The organism is Castellaniella sp. (assembly GCF_047971665.1).
Lineage (GTDB): Bacteria > Pseudomonadota > Gammaproteobacteria > Burkholderiales > Burkholderiaceae_B > Castellaniella.
In genome coordinates this window covers 46,894-65,864 of record NZ_JBKEAA010000004.1, presented here as the reverse complement: position 1 = coordinate 65,864, position 18,971 = coordinate 46,894, and the positions used below count along the sequence as shown (strand labels likewise).

Here is an 18,971-nt window from a genome sequence, read left to right as displayed (position 1 = left end):
CTCAGCCGCGCGCGGCGAGTTTGTGCTCGAGATAGTGGATGCTGGTGCCGCCTTCGATGAATTTGGCATCATGCATCAACTCGCGGTGCAGCGGGATATTGGTGTTCACCCCCTCGACGATCATCTCCGAGAGCGCGATGTCCATCCGCATGGTCGCCTGATGACGGTCGTCGCCATAGGTGATGAGCTTGGCGATCATCGAATCGTAGTAGGGCGGCACGGTATACCCGGAGAACACATGGGAATCCATGCGCACCCCCGGCCCGCCCGGCGTGTGCCAGTTGGTGATCCGGCCGGGGCTGGGCGTGAATTTATAGGGGTCCTCGGCATTGATCCGGCATTCGATCGCGTGGCCGCGCAGATTGATGTCGCGCTGACGCAGCGTGAATTTCTCGCCCGCCGCGATCCGCAGCTGCTGCTGAACCAGATCGATCCCGGTGATCATTTCGGTGACCGTGTGCTCTACCTGGATCCGGGTGTTCATCTCGATGAAATAGAACTCGCCGTTCTCGTACAGCAACTCGAAAGTGCCCGCGCCACGGTAGCGCATCTGGCGGCAGGCCTTGGCGCAACGCTCGCCGATCCGCTCGACCAGGTCGCGATCGATGCCCGGGGCAGGCGCTTCTTCGATGATTTTCTGGTGGCGGCGCTGCATGGAGCAGTCGCGTTCGCCCAGCCAGACCGCCTTGCCCTCGCCGTCCGCCAGCACCTGGATCTCGATGTGACGCGGATTCTCGAGGAATTTTTCCAGATAGACCTCGGGATTGTTGAAGGCGGCGCCGGCCTCTGTGCGCGTCATGGCCACGGCGTTGAGCAGGGCCGTCTCGGTGTAGACCACCCGCATGCCGCGGCCACCGCCGCCACCCGCGGCCTTGATGATCACCGGATAGCCGACTTCGGCGGCGATCCGCTGGATCTCCTGGGGGTCATCGGGCAGCGCGCCATCCGAGCCTGGCACGACCGGCACGCCGGCGGCGATCATGGCCTGCTTGGCGCTGACCTTGTCTCCCATGGTGCGAATGCTCTCCGGGCGCGGGCCGATGAACACGAAACCGCTCTTTTCCACCCGTTCGGCGAAATCGGCGTTTTCCGACAGGAAGCCGTAGCCGGGATGAATCGCCTCGGCATCGGTGACTTCGGCCGCCGAGATCAGCGCCGGCATGTTCAGATAACTGTCGCGCGGCGAGGCCGGTCCGATGCAGACGGATTCATCGGCCAGTCGCACATATTTGGCCTCGCGATCGGCCTCGGAGTGCACGACCACGGTCTGGATGCCCATTTCACGGCAGGCGCGCAGGACTCGCAGGGCAATTTCGCCGCGATTGGCAATCAGGATTTTTTCGAACATGGCGCTCAGGCGATGATGAACAGGGGTTGGCCGTATTCGACCGGTTCGCCGTTCTCGACGAGGATCTCCTTGATCACGCCGGACTTGTCGGCCTCGATCTCGTTGAGCAGCTTCATCGCCTCGATGATGCACAGGGGATCGCCTTCCTTGACGGTCTGACCGACCTCGACGAAAGACGCCGCATTCGGATTGGGCGAACGGTAGAACGTGCCCACCATGGGCGCCTTGACCTGATGGCCTTGCGGCGCGGCCGGCGCAGGCGCGGCCGCCGGAGCGACGGGCGCGGCGGCGGGCGCCGGGACAACCTGGGCGGGCACGGTGGCGACGGTCGCCGGCGCGCCAGCGGCCGTCTGGGAAAACTTGACGATACGGACCTTGCCTTCGCCCTCGGTGATTTCCAGTTCGGCAATACCCGAATCGGCCACCAGGTCGATCAGCGTTTTCAGTTTTCTAAGATCCATGTTGATAAATTCCTGTGTGCTTGCCCATGCGGGCGCGGGCCGTTCATTGATCGGATCCGGGCGGTAAAAACAAATACGCCGTCGGTCCGACCCCGGCGATGCGGGGAGAATACACGACGGCCACATGTGTTGCTGCTGCCAGCGGGCAGCCCTGGAGTCTCACCCGAAGCCGCCTGATCCTGGGTATGGGGATACCCTTCAAAGCGCCTTTTTACGCTAAAACCGCCGATTTGTCCATAAAACCAGGGACAGAACGGGTTTGCAACAGAGTTATCAAACCCTAAAGCATCTGCGTGATCCGGGCCTGGATATCGTCCGGATCGAGCTCGCCGGTGATCGAATCGACCAGATGGCCCTGGCGGTCGAACAGCAGGGTAAAAGGCAGCCCTCCGCCCTTGTTGCCCAGTTCGCGCATCAGCGCGATCCCCTGCGTGCCGGTCAGCAGTAGCGGGTAGGACACCTGGACTTTTTTGAGGAAACGCCCGACATTGGCCCGGGTATCGATGGCCAGCCCCAACACGGCCAGATCGGGATGCCGCTGATGCAGGGACTCGAGCAGCGGCATTTCGCGCACGCAGGGCGGACACCAGCTGGCCCAGAAATTCATCAGCACCGGCCGTCCCGCATAGGCCGACAGCGCCTGATCCTGACCGTCGAGATCCGGAAATGAGCGCCCGAAGACGGGATGAGCCGGCAGGATCGAGGCCACTGCGCCGTGTCCACCCATCGCCACCCCCAGCGCGGCCAGCGATGCGTTGCGCAAGAATTTACGCCTGTTCATGGAAATGCCGTCCAACGAATGATCACCGAAGGGACGCCCTGAACGGGCCACGACAGCAGATCATTCCAGAGAATCCCAAGCCGTTTCATCATAGCACCAGCCCCTTACAATATCGGTTGGAGGACGCAATGCACGTACACATATTGGGAATCTGCGGCACGTTCATGGGCGGTCTGGCCCTGATCGCCCGCACGGCAGGTCACCGGGTCACCGGCTGCGATGCGGGGGTCTACCCGCCCATGAGCACACAGCTGCGCGAACAGGGCATCGACCTGATCGAGGGCTTCGACGCGGATCAGATCGGCCTGGGCGCCGATCTGTACGTGATCGGCAACGTCGTGACCCGGGGCAACCCGCTGATGGAGGCCATCCTGGACCGTGGCCTGCCCTATACCTCCGGCCCGCAATGGCTGGCCGACCACATCCTGCGCGACCAGCACGTCCTGGCCGTGGCAGGTACGCACGGCAAGACCACGACCAGCGCCATGCTGGCCTGGATCCTCGATCAGTCCGGCGAGCCCGCCAATTTCCTGATCGGCGGCGTGGCGCCGGATCTGGGGGTCTCGGCCCGCTATGAGCCCGCCCGCCGTCACTTCGTCATCGAGGCCGATGAATACGACACGGCCTTCTTCGACAAACGCTCCAAATTCGTCCACTACCGCCCCCGCACCGCCATCCTGAACAATCTGGAATACGACCACGCCGACATCTTCCCCGACCTGGCCGCCATCGAAACCCAGTTCCACCATCTGGTGCGCACCGTCCCGGCCGCGGGGCACCTGATCCGGCCCACGACCGGCGAGGCCCTGGACCGCGTCCTGGCGCGCGGTTGCTGGACACCCGTCGAGACCTTCGGCGCCGGCGGCGACTGGCAGGCCGAACCGCAAACCCACGACGGCCAGCGCTGCCGCATCCTGCATCAGGGCAGGCCGGTCGGCATGCTGGACTGGTCGCTGTCGGGCGCCCACAACCAGGCCAACGCGCTGGCGGCCCTGGCCGCGGCCCGCCATGCGGGCATCGCGCCCGCCGACGGCATCGCCGCCCTGAACCGGTTCCAGGGTGTGCGCCGTCGCCTGGAACTGCGCGGCACCCGGGACGGGGTGGCCGTCCATGACGATTTCGCCCATCACCCGAGCGCCATGGCCACCACCCTGGACGGCCTGCGCCGCCGCGTCGGACCGCAGACCCGTATCCTGGCGGTGATCGAACCGCGCTCCAACACCATGAAACTGGGCACCATGGCCGCGCGGCTGCCCGCCGCGCTGGCCGACGCCGATCTTGTTTTCTGCCACGGCGCCACCCAGGGCCGGCACGCCCTGGGCTGGGACCCCCGCCAGGTGCTGGCCGGGCTGGGCGACCGCCTGTGGACGGGCGACGATCTGGATGCCCTGGCCGACGCAGTGTGCCAGGCGGCGCAGCCCGGCGACCAGGTGCTCATCATGAGCAATGGCAGTTTCGGCGGCATCCACCAGACCCTGCTCGACCGGCTGGCGCAGCGCCCGCCCCGATCCTCTCACTGAATCTCCGCAGTCTCTCTATTTCTTTATGCACGTTCTCTACGAAGACGCCGGCAAGCTCAAGGCCGAAACCATTTTCTCCGAAGCCGATACCTCGCTGCAGGTCGAATCGGCCAGCGGCAAGCGCAGCAAAATCAAACGCAATGCCGTGCTGTTCACCTTTGAACAGCCGTCGCCCGACGGTCTGCTGCCCGCCGCCGAATCCCTGGCGGCCACCCTGGATGCCGGATTCCTGTGGGAAGTCGCGCCGCAACAGGAATTCGAGGCCGCGGCCCTGGCCGAAGACTATTTCGGCCACGCGCCCGACGCCGTGGAAAAGACCGCCACGATCCTGGCGCTGTCGGCCGCGCCCGCCCACTTTCACCGGCGCGGCAAGGGGGCCTTTCGCCCCGCTCCGCCAGAGATCCTGCAAGCTGCCCTGGCCGCCATCGAAAAAAAACACCGTCAGGCGGAACAGCAGGCGCAATGGACCGAAACCCTCCTGGCAGGCACGCTGCCCGAGGCCTTGCGGCCCGTGGCCGCCTCGTTCCTGGACCGGCCCGACAAGAACACGCTGGAATGGAAAGCCTTCGATGCCGCCGTCCAGCAATCGGGCATGAGTCCGGAACGGCTGCTGCTGTCGCTGGGCGTCTGGCCCCATCCCCTGGCCATGATGCGCGACCGGTTCCTCACGGCCCATTTTCCCCGGGGAACAGCATGGCCGTCCGTGGAAATCCAGGCCTGGGGCGCGCATCTGCCCCGGGCCGACGTCGAGGCCTATTCCCTGGACGATGCCAGCACCATCGAAATCGACGACGCGCTGTCGGTCACGATCCCTGAACCCGGCACGGTCCGCGTCGGTATTCATATTGCCGCCCCGGCGCTGGCCGTCACGCGCGGCAGCGCCCTGGACGATCAGGCGCGCGCGCGCATGTCCACGGTCTACATGCCGGGCGACAAGATCCCCATGCTGTCGCGCGAGTTGATCGCCGCCTTTTCCCTGGACGAGGGGCAATGGCGCCCGGCGCTGTCGCTGTACGTCACCGGCCGCCTGTCGGACGGCGAGATCCTGGACACCGAAACCCGGCTCGAAAGCATCCGGGTGACCACCAACCTGCGTCACGGCCAGATCGACGACCAGGTCACGGAAGCCGCGCTGGACGATCCCGGCGCAGCCCTGCCGTACAGCCACTGGCTGCGGCCCCTGTGGCAGTTCGCCAAGGCGGTGGGCGCTGTGCGCGACCGCGCGCGCGGCAGGCCGGAAAATAACAACCGCATCGAATACAACTTCGAAATCGACGGCCCGCCCGACGACCCGGACTCGATCGTCCGCCTGGTGCCGCGCCAGCGCAACGCCCCGCTGGACCGGCTGGTGGCCGAATACATGATCCTGACCAATACACAATGGGGCGCCCTGCTGGCGCGCCACGGCGTCCCGGGCATCTACCGTTCCCAGCAGGCCGGACGCACCCGCATGTCCACCCAGGCGCTGCCGCACGAATCCATCGCCGTGCCGCAGTACCTCTGGTCGACGTCGCCGCTGCGCCGCTATGTGGACCTGATCAACCAGAGCCAGATCATGGCGGCGGCCGAGCACGGCGTCTCCGCGCGGCTGGCCGCCCCCTTCAAACCCAAGGACGCCGACCTGTTCGCCCTGATCGGCGCCTTCGATTCGCAGTACACGCTCTGGGGCGAATTCCAGTCCTCGATGGAGCGCTACTGGTGCATCCGCTGGCTGCAACAGCAGGGGATGAAAGAAGTCCTCGCTCACGTGCTGCGGGAAAACCTGGTGCGGCTGGCCTGCGCACCGTTCGTCACCCGCATCAACGGCCTGCCTGAATTCGAACGCGGCCAGGCACTGCGGCTGGACATCCTCAGCGTCGACGAGATCGGCCTGGACATCGAGCTGCGCCTGCGGGAACCAGTCTGAGGGAACGCACCATGGACACGCTGCCACTGCAACTGCTGGAATCCCGGGACGAAGGCCGCAGCCGCATGGCGGCAGCCCTGCTGCTGTCCCTGGCCGCGCACGCAGCGCTGCTGGCATGGCATTTCATCCCCGCCCGGCTGCCCGGCCAGTCGTCCACCCTGGAAGTCACGCTGGTCAACAGCCGCAGCGAACAGGCCCCCCTGAATCCCCAGGCGCTGGCCCAGCAGAATCTGGACGGCGGCGGAGACCGGGCGCAGGGAATGGCCTCATCCCCCCTGCCGCGTACCACCGACGGCCACGCCGAGGAAACCGTGCTGGCCGCCCTGCGACGCCGGCAGGCCGAGCTCGAAGCCGAGCAGCGCCGCCTGCTGTCTCAATTGGAATCACAGGACACCGTCGTCGCCGCCCGGCCGTCCCCGGAACTGCTGGGCAGCAGTCCCGATCAGGGCGAGGATGACCGTCAGCAGGACAGCCTGGTGCTCAGCGCCCGCATCGCCGCCCTGAAGGAACGTATCGCACGCTACAACGCCCTGCCCCGGCAAACCTTCACTGCGCCGTCCACTCGCGCATCGGACGATGCCCAGTACGTCGAGGCCTGGCGTCAGCGTATCGAGCTGATCGGCACGCAGCACTACCCACCCGAGGCGCGCGGCCGCATCTACGGCGATCTGCAACTGACCGTCTACATCCGGCGCGACGGCAGCCTGGACCACATCCAGTTCGACCGCCCCTCGGATCAGACCGTCCTGAACGGCGCGGCCCGGCGCATCGTCGAACTGGCCGCGCCCTTCGAGCCACTGCCGCCCGAACTGGCCCGGCAGACCGACATTCTCGCCATCACACGCACCTGGCACTTCACCCGCGAAGGCCTGGATACGGGGGCGCCATGAGCATGCCGGGCCGCCGCAAAACCGTCATGACCGTTCTGCTGGTCGCGCTGTGCGCCGCCTTCCTCTACCAGATCGGCCTGCTGGGCATGGTGGTCTGGTTCAATTTTCGCGCCCCCGCCAACACTCCCATCATGCAGGACACGCTCAATGCCCTGCGGGGCGAAGACCCCGAGGCCGAGTTGCAGCATGTATGGGTGCCGTACGAACACATCAGCCAGAATCTGAAGCGCGCCGTGATCGCCTCCGAGGACAGTGGTTTCGTCGATCATGACGGCGTCGAATGGGAGGCCATCCGCAAAGCCTGGGACTACAACCAGCAGCAAGCAGACCGGGGCCGCTCGCGGCGTCGCGGCGGGTCCACGATCACGCAGCAACTGGCCAAGAACCTGTTCCTGTCGAACTCGCGCAATTACCTGCGCAAAGGTCAGGAGCTGATCCTGACCTACATGATCGAAGCTGTCATGAGCAAGCGCCGCATCCTGGAGCTCTACCTCAACGTGGCCCAGTGGGGAACCGACACCTTCGGCGCCCAGGCCGCTGCCCAGCATTATTTCCGCACCGACGCGAACCAGCTTTCATCCAGCCAGGCTGCCCGCCTGGCGGCCATGCTGCCCAATCCGGCCTACTACGACCGCCATGGCGTCACCGCCTACCTGCGTTCCCACTCGGCGACCGTGCGCGCCCGCATGCCCCAGGTCGAAGTCCCGTAGCGCATGCACCGGGCGGCGCCCGCCGTTCAGGGTACTATTGAGCTTTTCACCGCACCCTCGTCCATGCGCACGGCACGACGCTATATCGCCCGCGAAATCTACCGTTCGACCGCCGTCGTCCTGGTGGCTCTGGTGGGCCTTTTCATGTTCTTCGCGCTGATCGATGGCCTGGACAAGGTCGGGGAGCGCCTGTCCCTGTTGAACCTGTTCTACCTGCAGGCCCTGGACATCCCCAGCTATCTGTACGAACTGCTGCCCATCGGCCTGCTGATCGGCGCGGTGCTGGCGCTGGCGGCGCTGGCGCAGCGCAATGAGCTGACCATCCTGCGCGCCTCCGGCATCAGCGGCATGCGGCTGCTGGTCGCCCTGTGGCTGATCACGATCCCGCTGGTGCTGGGCGCTTTCATCCTGTCGGAATTCATCACCCCGGCCGCCGAACTGCATCGCAGCGAATCCCGCCTCGAGCTGCTGGGCCGCACCGATGGCGGCCGCATGTCCAGCGGATACTGGTTCAAGGAAGCCGACGGCAAGCGCGGCACCCGCATCATCAACATCGGCCAGCTCAACGGCCAGGGCCGCGTCGAGAACGTGGTGCTCTACGAATTCGCTGCGGACGATACATTGCGGGCCACCGTCCAGGCCGTCAACGGACAGTTCGAACAGGGACATCTGGTCTTGCGCGACCTGACCGAGACCCGCATCCGCCCGGATTCCGCCAAGGCGCTGTCCGATGCCCGCATCCCCGCTGCGCCCATCAGCGAACTCGTCCATCTGGACGAGCGCAGCATCCCCACCTCGCTTACGCCCGAGCGGCTGATCGCCCGCATCCTGACCCCGGAACGCATGGCGATCTCGGACCTGCTGGACTACATCCGCTACCTCAAGAGCAACCAGTTGCAGCCCGACCGCCAGGAAGTCGCCCTGTGGCGCAAGATCGCCTACCCCTTCACCCTGCTGGTCATGATCACCATCGCCGCGCCCATCGGCTTCATGCAGACACGCCGTGGCGGCGTCGGCCTCAAGGTCTTCACCGGCATCATTCTGGGGGTGAGTTTCTTCATGCTCAACCAACTGGCCCTGAATGCCGGCATGCTGGGCGGCTGGCCGCCCTGGGCCACCGCCCTGGTCCCCAGCCTGATCGGCCTGGTGATCGCCCTGCTGGCCCTGCTGGGAATGGAATACCGCCACTCGCTGTCTCTGTGGCTGCGCCAGCGCCGACTCCAGCGAAGCCCCCTATGACCCCGTCCGAAAGACCAGCGGCCGCCAGCGCCGTGCGCGGTGATGTCTGGGTCATCGGCGACATCCAGGGCTGCGCGGGCGCCCTGCGCGCCCTGCTGGAGCGCCCCGAGCTCTCGTCACCCGACACCGAGCTCTGGTTCGCCGGCGACCTGGTCAACCGTGGCCCCGATTCCCTGGGAGCGCTGCGGCTGATCCGTGCCCTGGGAGACCGGGCGCGCGTCATCCTCGGCAACCATGACCTGCACCTGCTGGCTGTCGTGGCGGGCGTGCGTCCCATGGGCAAATCCGATACGTTTCAGGACATTCTGGATGCGCCCGACGCGGCCGACCTGATCGACTGGCTGCGCCGCCAGCCCCTGCTGATCCGCGACCATGGCCATGTCATGGTGCACGCCGGCATCCTGCCCGCCTGGACGCTGGATCAGGCGCAAGCCCTGGCGGGCGAGATCGAGACGGCGCTGCGCCAGCCCGACTGGCATCCCGCCCTGCACGACCTGTATGGCGAGAAACCCCTGCAATGGCACGACACCCTGCAAGGACCGGACCGGATGCGCGTGATCGTCAATGCACTGACGCGCATCCGGGTCTGTCATGCGGATGACGGCCGCATGAATTTCACTCACAAAGGCGAACCTGACACCGCTCCCGAACTGGTACCCTGGTTCGAGCTGCCGGGTCGCCGCGATCCTGGCGAGCCGGTGGTCTTCGGCCACTGGTCCGCGCTCGGCCTGCTCATCCGCCCGGACGTGATCTGTCTGGACACCGGCTGTGTCTGGGGGCGTTCACTCACGGCATTGCGGCTGCGCGACCATCAGGTCGTCCAGCAGGACTGCGCCGCCTGCCGGTGAACCCGGGCGCGCCGGCGCCGCTTTCAGCCCCCCCGACCGCAGTCGGGTCATGCCGGGCCGCCGCGCACGGCCTCGCCAATGGCGGCCTGAGCGCGACGCGCCACATCCGCGCGCGTCTGACCCTCGGCGGACGGAATCGGCGTCAGGAAACGGCATTCGACCGACACGTCCCGGGCACTGAGCAGGAACCACAGATTCGCCACCAGTGTCTGTTCGCCGACGAAGGCCAGTTCCGGCGCCCGCCGTCCACGCTTCAGAAAACGCAGCGCCACCGGCTGCGTCGGCACACCGGATTTTACGGCGGCATCGAACAGCCCTGCATGAAAAGGCAGCACGTCCGCGCCATCGGTGGTCGTGCCCTCGGGAAACAGGCCCACGGCATCGCCCTCGTCGAAGCAGGCAAGCATCTGCCGACCGGCATCGCGCACGGCGTGCCGGTGGTGCCGGTCGATGAACAGCGTCCCCGCCCAGGCCACCAGCAGGCCGATCACCGGCCAGCGCCGGATGTCGCTCTTGGCCACGAAAGAGGTGGTGCGCACACTGTTGAGCACGAAGATATCGACCCAGGACACATGATTGGCCACCCACAGCACGGCGCCGGACATGACGGGTTCGCCCAGGCAGCGCAGGCGCACGCCGCACAGCCGCATCAATCCGCGCGACCATGCCCCCACGACCCTCCGACGGCGGGCGCGTCCCAGCGCCGGGAATACTGCCAGTTCGGTCAGCAGACCCAGCAGGATCCAGACCGACACACAGACAAAACGCAACAGGAACAGAAACGGCGCCAAGGGCTTTCCCTCTCCGGAGTGGGCAATGGCGCCCATCATACCCGCCCCGGGCCGACGGAGGATGCGCAAAACCGCGCGATTCACGGCATGCGGCCGTCGGGCGGCGCCTTCAGTGCCTCTCCAGGTAGCGCTGCAGGATCACGGCAGCCGCCACGGCATCATCGGGCGCATGCGTGCCCAGGATCTGCTGGGCTTCCAGGCTGGAGCCGCGCTCATCGACCAGCACGACACGCACCCGGAACCGGCCTTCGATCTGATGAGCAAACCGGCGGCTCTGCCGCGAAGCGGGCTGCTCCTCGCCATCCAGCGTCAGGGGCAGGCCCACCACCACCAGGTCGGGTTGCCATTCGGCCAACAAGGCCCTCACCTGGGCAAAACGCTGTTCGCGCGTGGAGGGAGTCAGGACGCACAGGGGACGCGCCTGATTCGTCAGGGTATTGCCCAGGGCCACACCGATTTTCTTGAGGCCGTAATCAAAGGCCAGCAACGTCTGTTCGGCGTCAGGCATGACCCGCATCACTGGCCAGCATCGAGGCGCGGATGCCCAGCTGGGCCAGCGCCGCGTCGTACCTGTCCTCTGCCGGGGTGTCGAACAGAATGTCCTCGGAGGACAGCACATTCAGCCAGGCATTGCGGGCCAGTTCGTCTTCGAGCTGACCGGCGCCCCAGCCCGCATAACCCAATGTCACCAGGAGCCGGGTCGGGCCGTGTCCGGCGGCGACATCCTGCAGCACGTCGCGGGAGGTGGTCAGCGCCACGTCATCGCCCAGCTCGATGCTGGAACTGTATTCGCCGCTGGGCACATGCAGCACAAAGCCGCGATCGGTCTGGACCGGTCCACCGAAGAAGACCGGCGATTCCTGTACCGGTCCGATCTCCAGGGACAACGGCAGGTCGATGCGCTGCAACAGATCGCCGATGGTGAGATCGGTGGGCCGGTTGATGACCAGGCCGAGCGCGCCGTGTTCCGTATGCTCGCAGACATAGATCACGGTATTGGCCAGCTCGCCCGACACCATGCCCGGCATGGCCAGCAGAAACTGCCGGGACAGATCGATGCGTGAACCGGTGTCGGAAGGATGCGGTACGGTCGTCATGGCGATCCCCTGTAGTCCGGCCAATGGCCCTTGTCACTAGAGTATCAGAAACGCGGCGGAACACGCACGGGCGGCGTGATTCATATTTCAATCAATTCGAAGTCTTCCTTCCGGGCGCCGCATTCGGGACAGACCCAGTTGGGCGGGACGTCCTCCCAGCGCGTGCCGGGCGCGATCCCGTCTTCCGGAAAGCCGGCCGCCTCGTCATAGATCCAGCCGCAGATCAGGCACATCCAGGTTCGCATGGCGATGAATTCCTATCCTCTGAAAATGTTCTGCCGCTTGCAAGCGATTAGAATGAATGCATAGTACACAAACCGCCGGTCACGGCGACCGGCTGTCCTTTTTGCCCTCATGCCACCACCCGACTCACCTTCCATCCCCCTGCCCCTGATTTTCGGTCCGTTCGACCCCAGCGGGGCCAGTCACCTGCCTGCCGACGCGGTCATTTGCGCCGGTCTGGGCGCGCACGCAGGCTCGGTGGCCACCGCGATCCACGTCCAGGACACGGCCGGCGCGGAAACCATCCTGCGCCTGGCCCCTGACCTGGTCGACGACCAGGCGCGCTGCCTGCTCGAGGACATGGCCTTTGGCGCCCTGAAAATCGGCCCTCAATACGATCCCGAGACCATCTCGACACTGGCGCAGATCGCCGCCGACTACAGCGCGCTGCCGCTGGTGCTGCAACTGTGCGCGCCGCCGTCGATTCCCGACCTGGAAGACCTGGATCCCGAGGAAACCGTCGGCGCGCTGCTCGAACTGCTGGTGCCCCAGGCGCATGTCATCGTCGTGGATGCCCGGCTGCCGGAACAATGGGCCAGCCAGGGCCTGCTGTCGTCGGCCCGGGCCGACGACCCGATCGGCGCACTGCACGAATTCGGCGCGCCCCTCGTCCTGTGCTGCAACGCGGCGCTCGGCCCCGGACTGAACGGCCTGACCCTGCATGCCCAGGATCAGCCCAGCAGGCGCTGGCCCTGGACGGCGCCCCGCATCCGCACGGGCGACGCCGAAAGCTTGCTGGCCACGGTGCTGTGCTGCCTGCTGGCCTGCGGTCTGCCCCCCGACGAAGCCATCTCCCAGGCAGTCGCAAGCGCCGGCGCCATCCTGGAACGGCACTTCCACCCCGGCATGGGGCAACGTATCCTCCTGCAAGCCGCACCATGAGCACACTGCGTTTTCCTCGCGGCCTGTATGGCGTCACACCCGACTGGGCCGATACCGACCGCCTGCTGGCCGCCATCGAGCAGGCCCATGTCGGCGGCATGACCGCCCTGCAATGGCGCCGCAAGCTCGGCGCGCCGGCCGACCTGCGCGTCCAGGCCCGCGCCGTGCGCGACCTGTGCCTGCGCCTGGGCCTGATCCTGATCATCAACGATGACTGGCGCCTGGCCGCCGACCTGGACGCCGACGGCGCCCATCTGGGCCGCGACGACGGCCTGGTCGCGCAAGCCCGCCTCGCCCTGGGCTCGGACAAGCTCATCGGCTGCTCCTGCTACGATCAGCCCGAGCTGGCCGCCCGCCGGCTGCGGGACGATGCCGACTACATCGCCTTCGGCGCCCTGTATCCGTCCGGCGTCAAACCCGATGCCGTGCGCGCCACCCTGGACCATGTCCGCGCCGGCCGCCGCCTGGTCGAGGACCGGCATCCCCCCGGCGAACCCGCCACGGCGCAGCCGCGCGCCGCCGTGGTCGCCATCGGAGGGATCCGGCCCGACAATGCCGCGCCGGTAATTCAGGCCGGCGCCGACAGCATCGCGGTCATCAGCGCCCTGTTCGAGGCCCCCGACATCCGCGCCGCCGCCCAGCGCTGCGCCCGCCTGTTCGACACCGATCCCGACACCGCTCCTGGCACCGGCACCGGCACCGCATGAACCACCGTTTCGCGAACCGCTGTCCCATGAACCCCTCGCCGCTCCCACGCCTTTTCCAACATCATGCCGCCGCATACGCATCGCGCCGGACTTCCTGAACCTCATCGCCAGCAGAACTCCGTCATGTCCCGCAATACTGAACTCTTCGAACGCGCCTGCCGCGCCATCCCGGGCGGCGTCAACTCCCCCGTCCGCGCCTTCCGTTCCGTGGGAGGCACCCCGCCCTTCATCCAGCGCGCCCAGGGTCCTTACCTGTGGGACGCGGAGGGCACCCGCTACATCGACTACATCGGTTCCTGGGGTCCCGCCATCCTGGGCCATGCCGATCCCGAAGTCGTCGCGGCCGTGCAGGCCGCCGCCGTGGACGGTCTGTCCTTCGGCGCGCCGACCGAGGCCGAAATCGAACTGGCCGAAGCCATCATCGAGCGCATTCCCTCGATCGAACAGGTGCGCCTGGTCAGCTCGGGCACCGAGGCCACCATGTCGGCCATCCGGCTCGCGCGCGGCCGCACGGGCCGATCCAGGATCATCAAATTCGAAGGCTGCTACCACGGCCACGCGGACAGCCTGCTGGTCAAGGCCGGCTCGGGCATGCTGACCTTCGGCAACCCGACCTCGGCCGGCGTGCCTGCGGAATTCGTCCAGCACACCCTGGTGCTCGACTACAACGACCTGACCGCCGTCGAAGCCGCCTTCGCCCAGTTTCCCGAGGACATCGCCTGCATCATCGTCGAACCGATCGCCGGCAACATGAATCTGGTGCGCCCCGCGCCCGGTTTCCTCGAGGGCCTGCGCGCCCTGTGCACCCGTTACGGCGCCGTCCTGATCTTCGACGAAGTCATGACCGGATTTCGGGTGGGCCCGCAAGGAATGCAGGGCCTGTGCGGCGTCACGCCCGACATGACCACACTGGCCAAGATCATCGGCGGCGGCATGCCGGTGGGCGCGTTCGGCGGCCGTGCCGACATCATGGCCGGGATCGCGCCGCTGGGCTCGGTCTACCAGGCGGGCACCCTGTCGGGCAATCCGGTCGCGGTCGCCGCCGGGCGTGTCACGCTGCGCCGCCTGGCCGAGCCGGACTTCTATGACACCCTGCACCGGCAGACCGGCGTCCTGATCCAGGGGCTGGTCGAACACGCGCGGCGCCACGGCGTCACCCTAAGCGGCGACTGGCAGGGCGGCCTGTTCGGGCTGTATTTCCGCGAGACGGTGCCGACCACACTGGCCGAGGTCTCCGCCAGCGATGCCGACGCCTTCAAGCGGTTCTTCCACGGCATGCTGGCCGAAGGCGTGCATTTCGCCCCGTCGGCCTTCGAGGCCGGCTTTGTCTCGTCCACCCACGACGATGCCGTCATCCAGACCACGCTGGATGCGGCGGACCGCGTCTTCGCCCGGTTGTGAGGTCATACGATGAGATCGGTCGGATCTCATCGTATCTCTACAGCGCCGGCCCCGGGGCCAGTCCGTATCCTTGTCCGTCTCAATAATCCGAACCTCAAGTTTCTTGATATATGACAAGGACATGCGACCAAAGAACCCCCTACACTGGACTGGCTTAGAACACGCCCGGTCAGGGGCTGGAGACGCGCCATGTGCGACTACACTCAATACGCTGCCACCCAACATCCGTCCGTCACCCCGCCGGTGCCGGACCTCGAATCCCAAGCCACCGGCCAGGAGCCGCAGGATCTGCGCCTGTGGCTGCGTATGCTCAGCTGCTGCACATTGATCGAAAACGAATTACGCAGCCGGCTGCGCACCGAGTTCCAGACCACGCTGCCGCGCTTCGATCTGATGTCCCAGCTCACGCACGCCTCCAAGGGCCTCAAAATGAGTGAGCTGTCCCGCCTGATGATGGTCACCAACGGCAACATCACCGGCATCACCGACCAGCTCGAAAAAGACGGTCTGGTCGAACGCATGAAAGACGACGCCGACCGCCGCAGCTCGCTGATCCGCCTGACCCTGAAAGGCCGCCGCTATCACCGCCGCATGCAACGGGCGCACGCCACCTGGATCGAGTCCCTGCTCAGCGGCCTGACGCCATCCGCGCGCACGACACTGTTCGACCTGCTGGGCGATCTCAAGCAATCCACCTACGCCCGCCTGCCGACGACCTGATCACCAGGCCACCGCATCCCCCGACGCCCCCATTCGGCATAGAATGGGGGCTGTTTTTTTGCCCTGGGACATCCCGGGCACCTCTTTTCCGCCACCCTCTCGATCTCCTCGCCATGGCCATCAACCTGATCATTCCGGCGCAAGACGCCATCCACCCGATTTCCGGCATCCGCATCGGCACGGCCGAGGCGGGGATCCGCAAGGCCGGACGCCGCGACCTGACCGTCCTGCTGCTGGATGAAGGCACCTCGGTGGCGGGCGTCTTCACCCGCAACCGCTTTCGCGCCGCGCCGGTCCAGGTCTGCGAGGCGCACCTGGCCGCCGGCGCCGGCATCCGCGCCCTGGTCATCAACACCGGCAATGCCAACGCCGGCACCGGGGAACCCGGCATGCGGGCCGCGCTGGAAACCTGTCGCGCACTGGCGGGCCGGCTGGGGGTCGCGGCGGAACAGATCCTGCCCTTTTCCACCGGGGTCATCCTCGAGCCGCTGCCTGTGGACCGCCTGATCGCCGGCCTGCCGGCCGCCTTGGACGACGCCCGTCCGGACCACTGGTTCCAGGCCGCTCACAGCATCATGACCACCGACACCCAGCCCAAGATCCACTCCTCGCGGATCGATCTGGGCCATACTCCGGTCACCATCACCGGCATCAGCAAGGGCGCCGGCATGATCCGGCCCAACATGGCGACCATGCTGGGGTTCCTGGGCACCGACGTGGGGCTGCCGCCCGCCCTGCTGCGCAGCCTGGCCCAGCGCATCGCCGACCAGTCCTTCAACCGCATCACGGTCGACGGCGACACCTCCACCAACGATTCCTTCATCATTATCGCCACCGGCGCCAGCGGCGCGCACATCGAATCCGAACAGGATCCACGCTTTGCCGTCCTGGCCAAGGCCCTGACCGAGGCTGCGCGCGACCTGGCCCAGAAAATCGTGCGCGATGCCGAAGGCGCGACAAAATTCATGACCATCCGCATCGAGCAGGCCGCCTCCACCGACGAAGCCCTCAAGGTGGCCTACGCGATCGCGCACTCGCCCCTGGTCAAGACCGCCTTTTACGCCTCCGACCCCAACCTGGGCCGCATCCTGGCGGCCATCGGCTATGCCGGCATCGACGACCTGGACGTTGCCAGGCTGACGCTCTGGCTGGGCGAGGTGCGCGTGGCGTCTCAAGGCGGCCGCGACCCCGACTACCGCGAGGAAGACGGTCAGCGCGTGATGGCGGAACCCGAGATCCTGGTGCGTGTCGCCCTGGGGCGCGGCGAAGCGGCCGACACGGTGTACACCTGCGATTTCTCGCACGAGTACGTCAGCATCAATGCGGACTACCGATCGTAGCCCCGGCACGGCCGGCCCAAAACCGCGCGCGCGGGCCTCGCGCACAAAGCACTTGATTTACATAAGGATTTCTGCGTAAAATACAGGGCTTGGCTTGGTCCGCACTGGATCAGGCCGTTTTTGGCATACCCGGCCAGGCCCGCGGGGCCCTGGTGTCATTGCGCAGCAACCCTGTCGCAGCGACGCCCTTCAAGCCCCTACAGCCCACACCGGGCATTCTCACAGGAAATCCCCATGTACGCGGTCATAAAAACCGGCGGCAAGCAATATCGCGTTTGCGCCGGCCAGAAACTGAAAATCGAACAGATACCGGCTGACATTGGGCAAGAAATCTCGCTCGACCAGGTGTTGTCCGTCGGCGAAGGCGATACGCTGAAAATCGGCGCGCCCTTCGTCGAAGGCGCCGCGGTCAAAGCCACCGTTCTTGCACAAGGCCGTCACGACAAGGTCAAGATCTTCAAGATGCGTCGTCGCAAGCACTACCAAAAGCGCCAGGGCCATCGTCAGAACTACACCGAAATCCGCATCGACACCGTTGCGGCCTGATCCGGTCATCGTATTTAGGAGCTCATCATGGCACACAAAAAGGGCGGCGGCTCGACTCGCAACGGCCGCGATTCCGAATCGAAACGACTGGGCGTGAAGGTCTACGGCGGTCAACAGATCCTGGCCGGCGGCATCATCGTCCGCCAGCGCGGCACCCAGTTCCATCCCGGCGTCAATGTCGGCATCGGCAAGGACCACACGCTGTATTCCCTCGTGGACGGCGTCGTGCAGTTCTCCATCAAGGGCGCGCGCAACAAGCGCACCGTCTCGGTCGACACCGCGAACTGACCACCGCGCAATCCGCAACAGCCCCACGCCGCGCCTTCGGCTGGCGGCCCCTCACCGGGGCTGTTTTTGCCCTGGGGCGACTCACGGCAAAAAGAGGCCCTGCTTTTCAGCAGGGTCTTTTTTTTCATTAGAATGTATTCACCATGAAATTCGTTGACGAAGCCACCATCGAGGTCATTGCCGGCAAAGGCGGCAACGGCGTTGCCAGCTTCCGCCGGGAAAAATTCATTCCCATGGGCGGGCCCGATGGCGGCGACGGCGGCCGGGGCGGTTCCATCCTCGCCGTGGCCGACCGCAACATCAATACGCTGATCGACTACCGCTACGCCCGTCTGCACCGCGCCAAGAACGGCGAGAACGGCCGGGGCTCCGACCAGTACGGTGCGGGCGCGCCGGACATCGTGCTGCGCATGCCTGTCGGCACCGTGGTCCACGACGCCGACACGGGCGAGCAGCTCTTCGACCTGGACCGCCATGGCGCACAGGTCACGCTGGCGGCGGGCGGCACGGGCGGCCTGGGCAACCTGCACTTCAAGTCCAGCACCAACCGCGCACCACGCCAGTTCACCCCCGGACGGGAAGGCGAGCAGCGCCGCCTGCGCCTGGAACTCAAGGTGCTGGCCGACGTGGGGCTGCTGGGCCTGCCGAACGCGGGCAAGTCCACCCTGATCACCCGCGTGTCCAATGCCCGCCCCAAGATTGCGGACTATCCCTTCACCACTCTGCACCCCAACCTGGGCGTGGTGCGCACATCCCCCTCGCACAGCTTCGTCATCGCGGACATTCCCGGCCTGATCGAAGGCGCCTCGGAAGGCGCCGGCCTGGGCCACCTGTTCCTGCGTCATCTGAGCCGCACCCGTGTGCTGCTGCACCTGCTGGACGTGCATTCACCCGATCCCGACATCGACGCCTGCGCCCAGGCCGTGCTGGACGCCCGGGCCATCACGCGCGAACTCGAACACTACAGCCAGGAACTCGCCGCCAAGCCGCGCTGGCTGGTGCTGAACAAGCTGGACATGGTCGAGGATCCCGCCGCCGTGCAGGATCGCATCTGCCGCGAACTCGGCTGGACGGGGCCGGTGTTCAGCATCTCCGCCCTGACGGGCGACGGCACCCAGGCCCTGACCGGGGCGCTGCAATCCTGGCTGGATGAGCAACAGCGCAGCGCCCATGCCTATGACGACGATCCCCGCTTCACTTCCTGAACTTTCCCG

21 protein-coding genes are annotated in these 18,971 nt (G+C 66.4%); 14 read left to right on the top strand and 7 right to left on the bottom strand.

Features of this window, described 5'->3' with window-relative positions; genetic code table 11:
- Nucleotide 1 precedes the first annotated feature (1 nt).
- From accC to ACK5JE_RS01065, 3 genes are all read right to left on the bottom strand, one after another.
- Nucleotides 2-1,348, bottom strand: coding sequence for an acetyl-CoA carboxylase biotin carboxylase subunit (accC, locus tag ACK5JE_RS01075; RefSeq protein WP_416799862.1), 1,347 nt, complete (start codon nucleotides 1,346-1,348; stop codon nucleotides 2-4).
- A 5-nt stretch (nucleotides 1,349-1,353) separates the two neighbouring features.
- On the bottom strand, nucleotides 1,354-1,809 hold the full coding sequence (gene accB, locus ACK5JE_RS01070) for an acetyl-CoA carboxylase biotin carboxyl carrier protein (RefSeq protein WP_416799861.1): 456 nt from the start codon (nucleotides 1,807-1,809) through the stop codon (nucleotides 1,354-1,356).
- A 280-nt stretch (nucleotides 1,810-2,089) separates the two neighbouring features.
- Entirely contained in the window at nucleotides 2,090-2,590 is a 501-nt protein-coding gene (locus tag ACK5JE_RS01065) for a TlpA family protein disulfide reductase (RefSeq protein WP_416799860.1), read from the bottom strand.
- 128 nt (nucleotides 2,591-2,718) lie between these two features.
- Between ACK5JE_RS01065 and mpl the strand changes: the two genes are divergently transcribed.
- The 6 genes from mpl to ACK5JE_RS01035 all read left to right on the top strand — a co-directional run bounded on the left by mpl (nucleotide 2,719) and on the right by ACK5JE_RS01035 (nucleotide 9,703).
- The gene (gene mpl / locus ACK5JE_RS01060; protein WP_416799859.1) at nucleotides 2,719-4,110 is read left to right on the top strand and encodes a UDP-N-acetylmuramate:L-alanyl-gamma-D-glutamyl-meso-diaminopimelate ligase; all 1,392 of its coding nucleotides are present in this window, start codon (nucleotides 2,719-2,721) and stop codon (nucleotides 4,108-4,110) included.
- Between the two features lie 25 nt (nucleotides 4,111-4,135).
- Nucleotides 4,136-6,016, top strand: coding sequence for a ribonuclease catalytic domain-containing protein (locus tag ACK5JE_RS01055; RefSeq protein WP_416799858.1), 1,881 nt, complete (start codon nucleotides 4,136-4,138; stop codon nucleotides 6,014-6,016).
- An 11-nt stretch (nucleotides 6,017-6,027) separates the two neighbouring features.
- Complete coding sequence (locus tag ACK5JE_RS01050; RefSeq protein ID WP_416799857.1) at nucleotides 6,028-6,906, top strand: energy transducer TonB; 879 nt, start codon at nucleotides 6,028-6,030, stop codon at nucleotides 6,904-6,906.
- 2 nt (nucleotides 6,907-6,908) lie between these two features.
- A complete protein-coding gene (mtgA, locus tag ACK5JE_RS01045; protein WP_416799881.1) occupies nucleotides 6,909-7,616 on the top strand; it encodes a monofunctional biosynthetic peptidoglycan transglycosylase in 708 nt (235 codons plus the stop codon).
- Between the two features lie 63 nt (nucleotides 7,617-7,679).
- The gene (lptG, locus tag ACK5JE_RS01040) at nucleotides 7,680-8,855 is read left to right on the top strand and encodes an LPS export ABC transporter permease LptG (RefSeq protein WP_416799856.1); all 1,176 of its coding nucleotides are present in this window, start codon (nucleotides 7,680-7,682) and stop codon (nucleotides 8,853-8,855) included.
- Nucleotides 8,856-8,887: 32 nt separating this feature from the next.
- Nucleotides 8,888-9,703: a symmetrical bis(5'-nucleosyl)-tetraphosphatase gene (locus ACK5JE_RS01035; RefSeq protein ID WP_416799880.1), complete on the top strand. Its 816-nt coding sequence runs from the start codon at nucleotides 8,888-8,890 to the stop codon at nucleotides 9,701-9,703.
- 47 nt (nucleotides 9,704-9,750) lie between these two features.
- Here ACK5JE_RS01035 and ACK5JE_RS01030 read toward each other — a convergent pair whose 3' ends face one another.
- The 4 genes from ACK5JE_RS01030 to ACK5JE_RS01015 all read right to left on the bottom strand — a co-directional run bounded on the left by ACK5JE_RS01030 (nucleotide 9,751) and on the right by ACK5JE_RS01015 (nucleotide 11,836).
- A complete protein-coding gene (locus tag ACK5JE_RS01030) occupies nucleotides 9,751-10,530 on the bottom strand; it encodes a lysophospholipid acyltransferase family protein (protein ID WP_416799879.1) in 780 nt (259 codons plus the stop codon).
- A 73-nt stretch (nucleotides 10,531-10,603) separates the two neighbouring features.
- Entirely contained in the window at nucleotides 10,604-11,002 is a 399-nt protein-coding gene (ruvX, locus tag ACK5JE_RS01025) for a Holliday junction resolvase RuvX (protein ID WP_416799855.1), read from the bottom strand.
- Complete coding sequence (locus ACK5JE_RS01020; RefSeq protein ID WP_416799854.1) at nucleotides 10,995-11,591, bottom strand: YqgE/AlgH family protein; 597 nt, start codon at nucleotides 11,589-11,591, stop codon at nucleotides 10,995-10,997. The genes ruvX and ACK5JE_RS01020 overlap by 8 nt, the downstream gene beginning before the upstream one ends.
- Before the next feature lie 80 nt (nucleotides 11,592-11,671).
- Entirely contained in the window at nucleotides 11,672-11,836 is a 165-nt protein-coding gene (locus ACK5JE_RS01015) for a rubredoxin (RefSeq protein ID WP_043685094.1), read from the bottom strand.
- A 109-nt stretch (nucleotides 11,837-11,945) separates the two neighbouring features.
- Here ACK5JE_RS01015 and thiD point away from each other — a divergent pair, with 109 nt between their 5' ends.
- The 8 genes from thiD (at nucleotide 11,946) to obgE (ending at nucleotide 18,962) form a co-directional block, all read left to right on the top strand.
- Nucleotides 11,946-12,755, top strand: coding sequence for a bifunctional hydroxymethylpyrimidine kinase/phosphomethylpyrimidine kinase (thiD, locus tag ACK5JE_RS01010; RefSeq protein WP_416799853.1), 810 nt, complete (start codon nucleotides 11,946-11,948; stop codon nucleotides 12,753-12,755).
- Nucleotides 12,752-13,462 (top strand): thiamine phosphate synthase, encoded by a 711-nt coding sequence (thiE, locus tag ACK5JE_RS01005; RefSeq protein WP_416799852.1) that lies wholly within the window; start codon nucleotides 12,752-12,754, stop codon nucleotides 13,460-13,462. Before thiD ends, thiE begins: the two co-directional genes overlap by 4 nt.
- Nucleotides 13,463-13,585: 123 nt before the next feature.
- Nucleotides 13,586-14,863, top strand: coding sequence for a glutamate-1-semialdehyde 2,1-aminomutase (gene hemL, locus ACK5JE_RS01000; protein ID WP_416799851.1), 1,278 nt, complete (start codon nucleotides 13,586-13,588; stop codon nucleotides 14,861-14,863).
- 189 nt (nucleotides 14,864-15,052) lie between these two features.
- Nucleotides 15,053-15,583, top strand: a complete 531-nt coding sequence (locus tag ACK5JE_RS00995) for a MarR family winged helix-turn-helix transcriptional regulator (protein WP_416799850.1) — start codon at nucleotides 15,053-15,055, stop codon at nucleotides 15,581-15,583.
- 113 nt (nucleotides 15,584-15,696) lie between these two features.
- On the top strand, nucleotides 15,697-16,923 hold the full coding sequence (argJ, locus tag ACK5JE_RS00990) for a bifunctional glutamate N-acetyltransferase/amino-acid acetyltransferase ArgJ (protein ID WP_416799849.1): 1,227 nt from the start codon (nucleotides 15,697-15,699) through the stop codon (nucleotides 16,921-16,923).
- A 234-nt stretch (nucleotides 16,924-17,157) separates the two neighbouring features.
- A complete protein-coding gene (gene rplU, locus ACK5JE_RS00985) occupies nucleotides 17,158-17,469 on the top strand; it encodes a 50S ribosomal protein L21 (RefSeq protein ID WP_416799848.1) in 312 nt (103 codons plus the stop codon).
- A gap of 27 nt (nucleotides 17,470-17,496) precedes the next feature.
- A complete protein-coding gene (rpmA, locus tag ACK5JE_RS00980; RefSeq protein ID WP_416799847.1) occupies nucleotides 17,497-17,757 on the top strand; it encodes a 50S ribosomal protein L27 in 261 nt (86 codons plus the stop codon).
- Nucleotides 17,758-17,900: 143 nt separating this feature from the next.
- Nucleotides 17,901-18,962 (top strand): GTPase ObgE, encoded by a 1,062-nt coding sequence (gene obgE, locus ACK5JE_RS00975; protein WP_416799846.1) that lies wholly within the window; start codon nucleotides 17,901-17,903, stop codon nucleotides 18,960-18,962.
- Nucleotides 18,963-18,971: the final 9 nt, after the last annotated feature.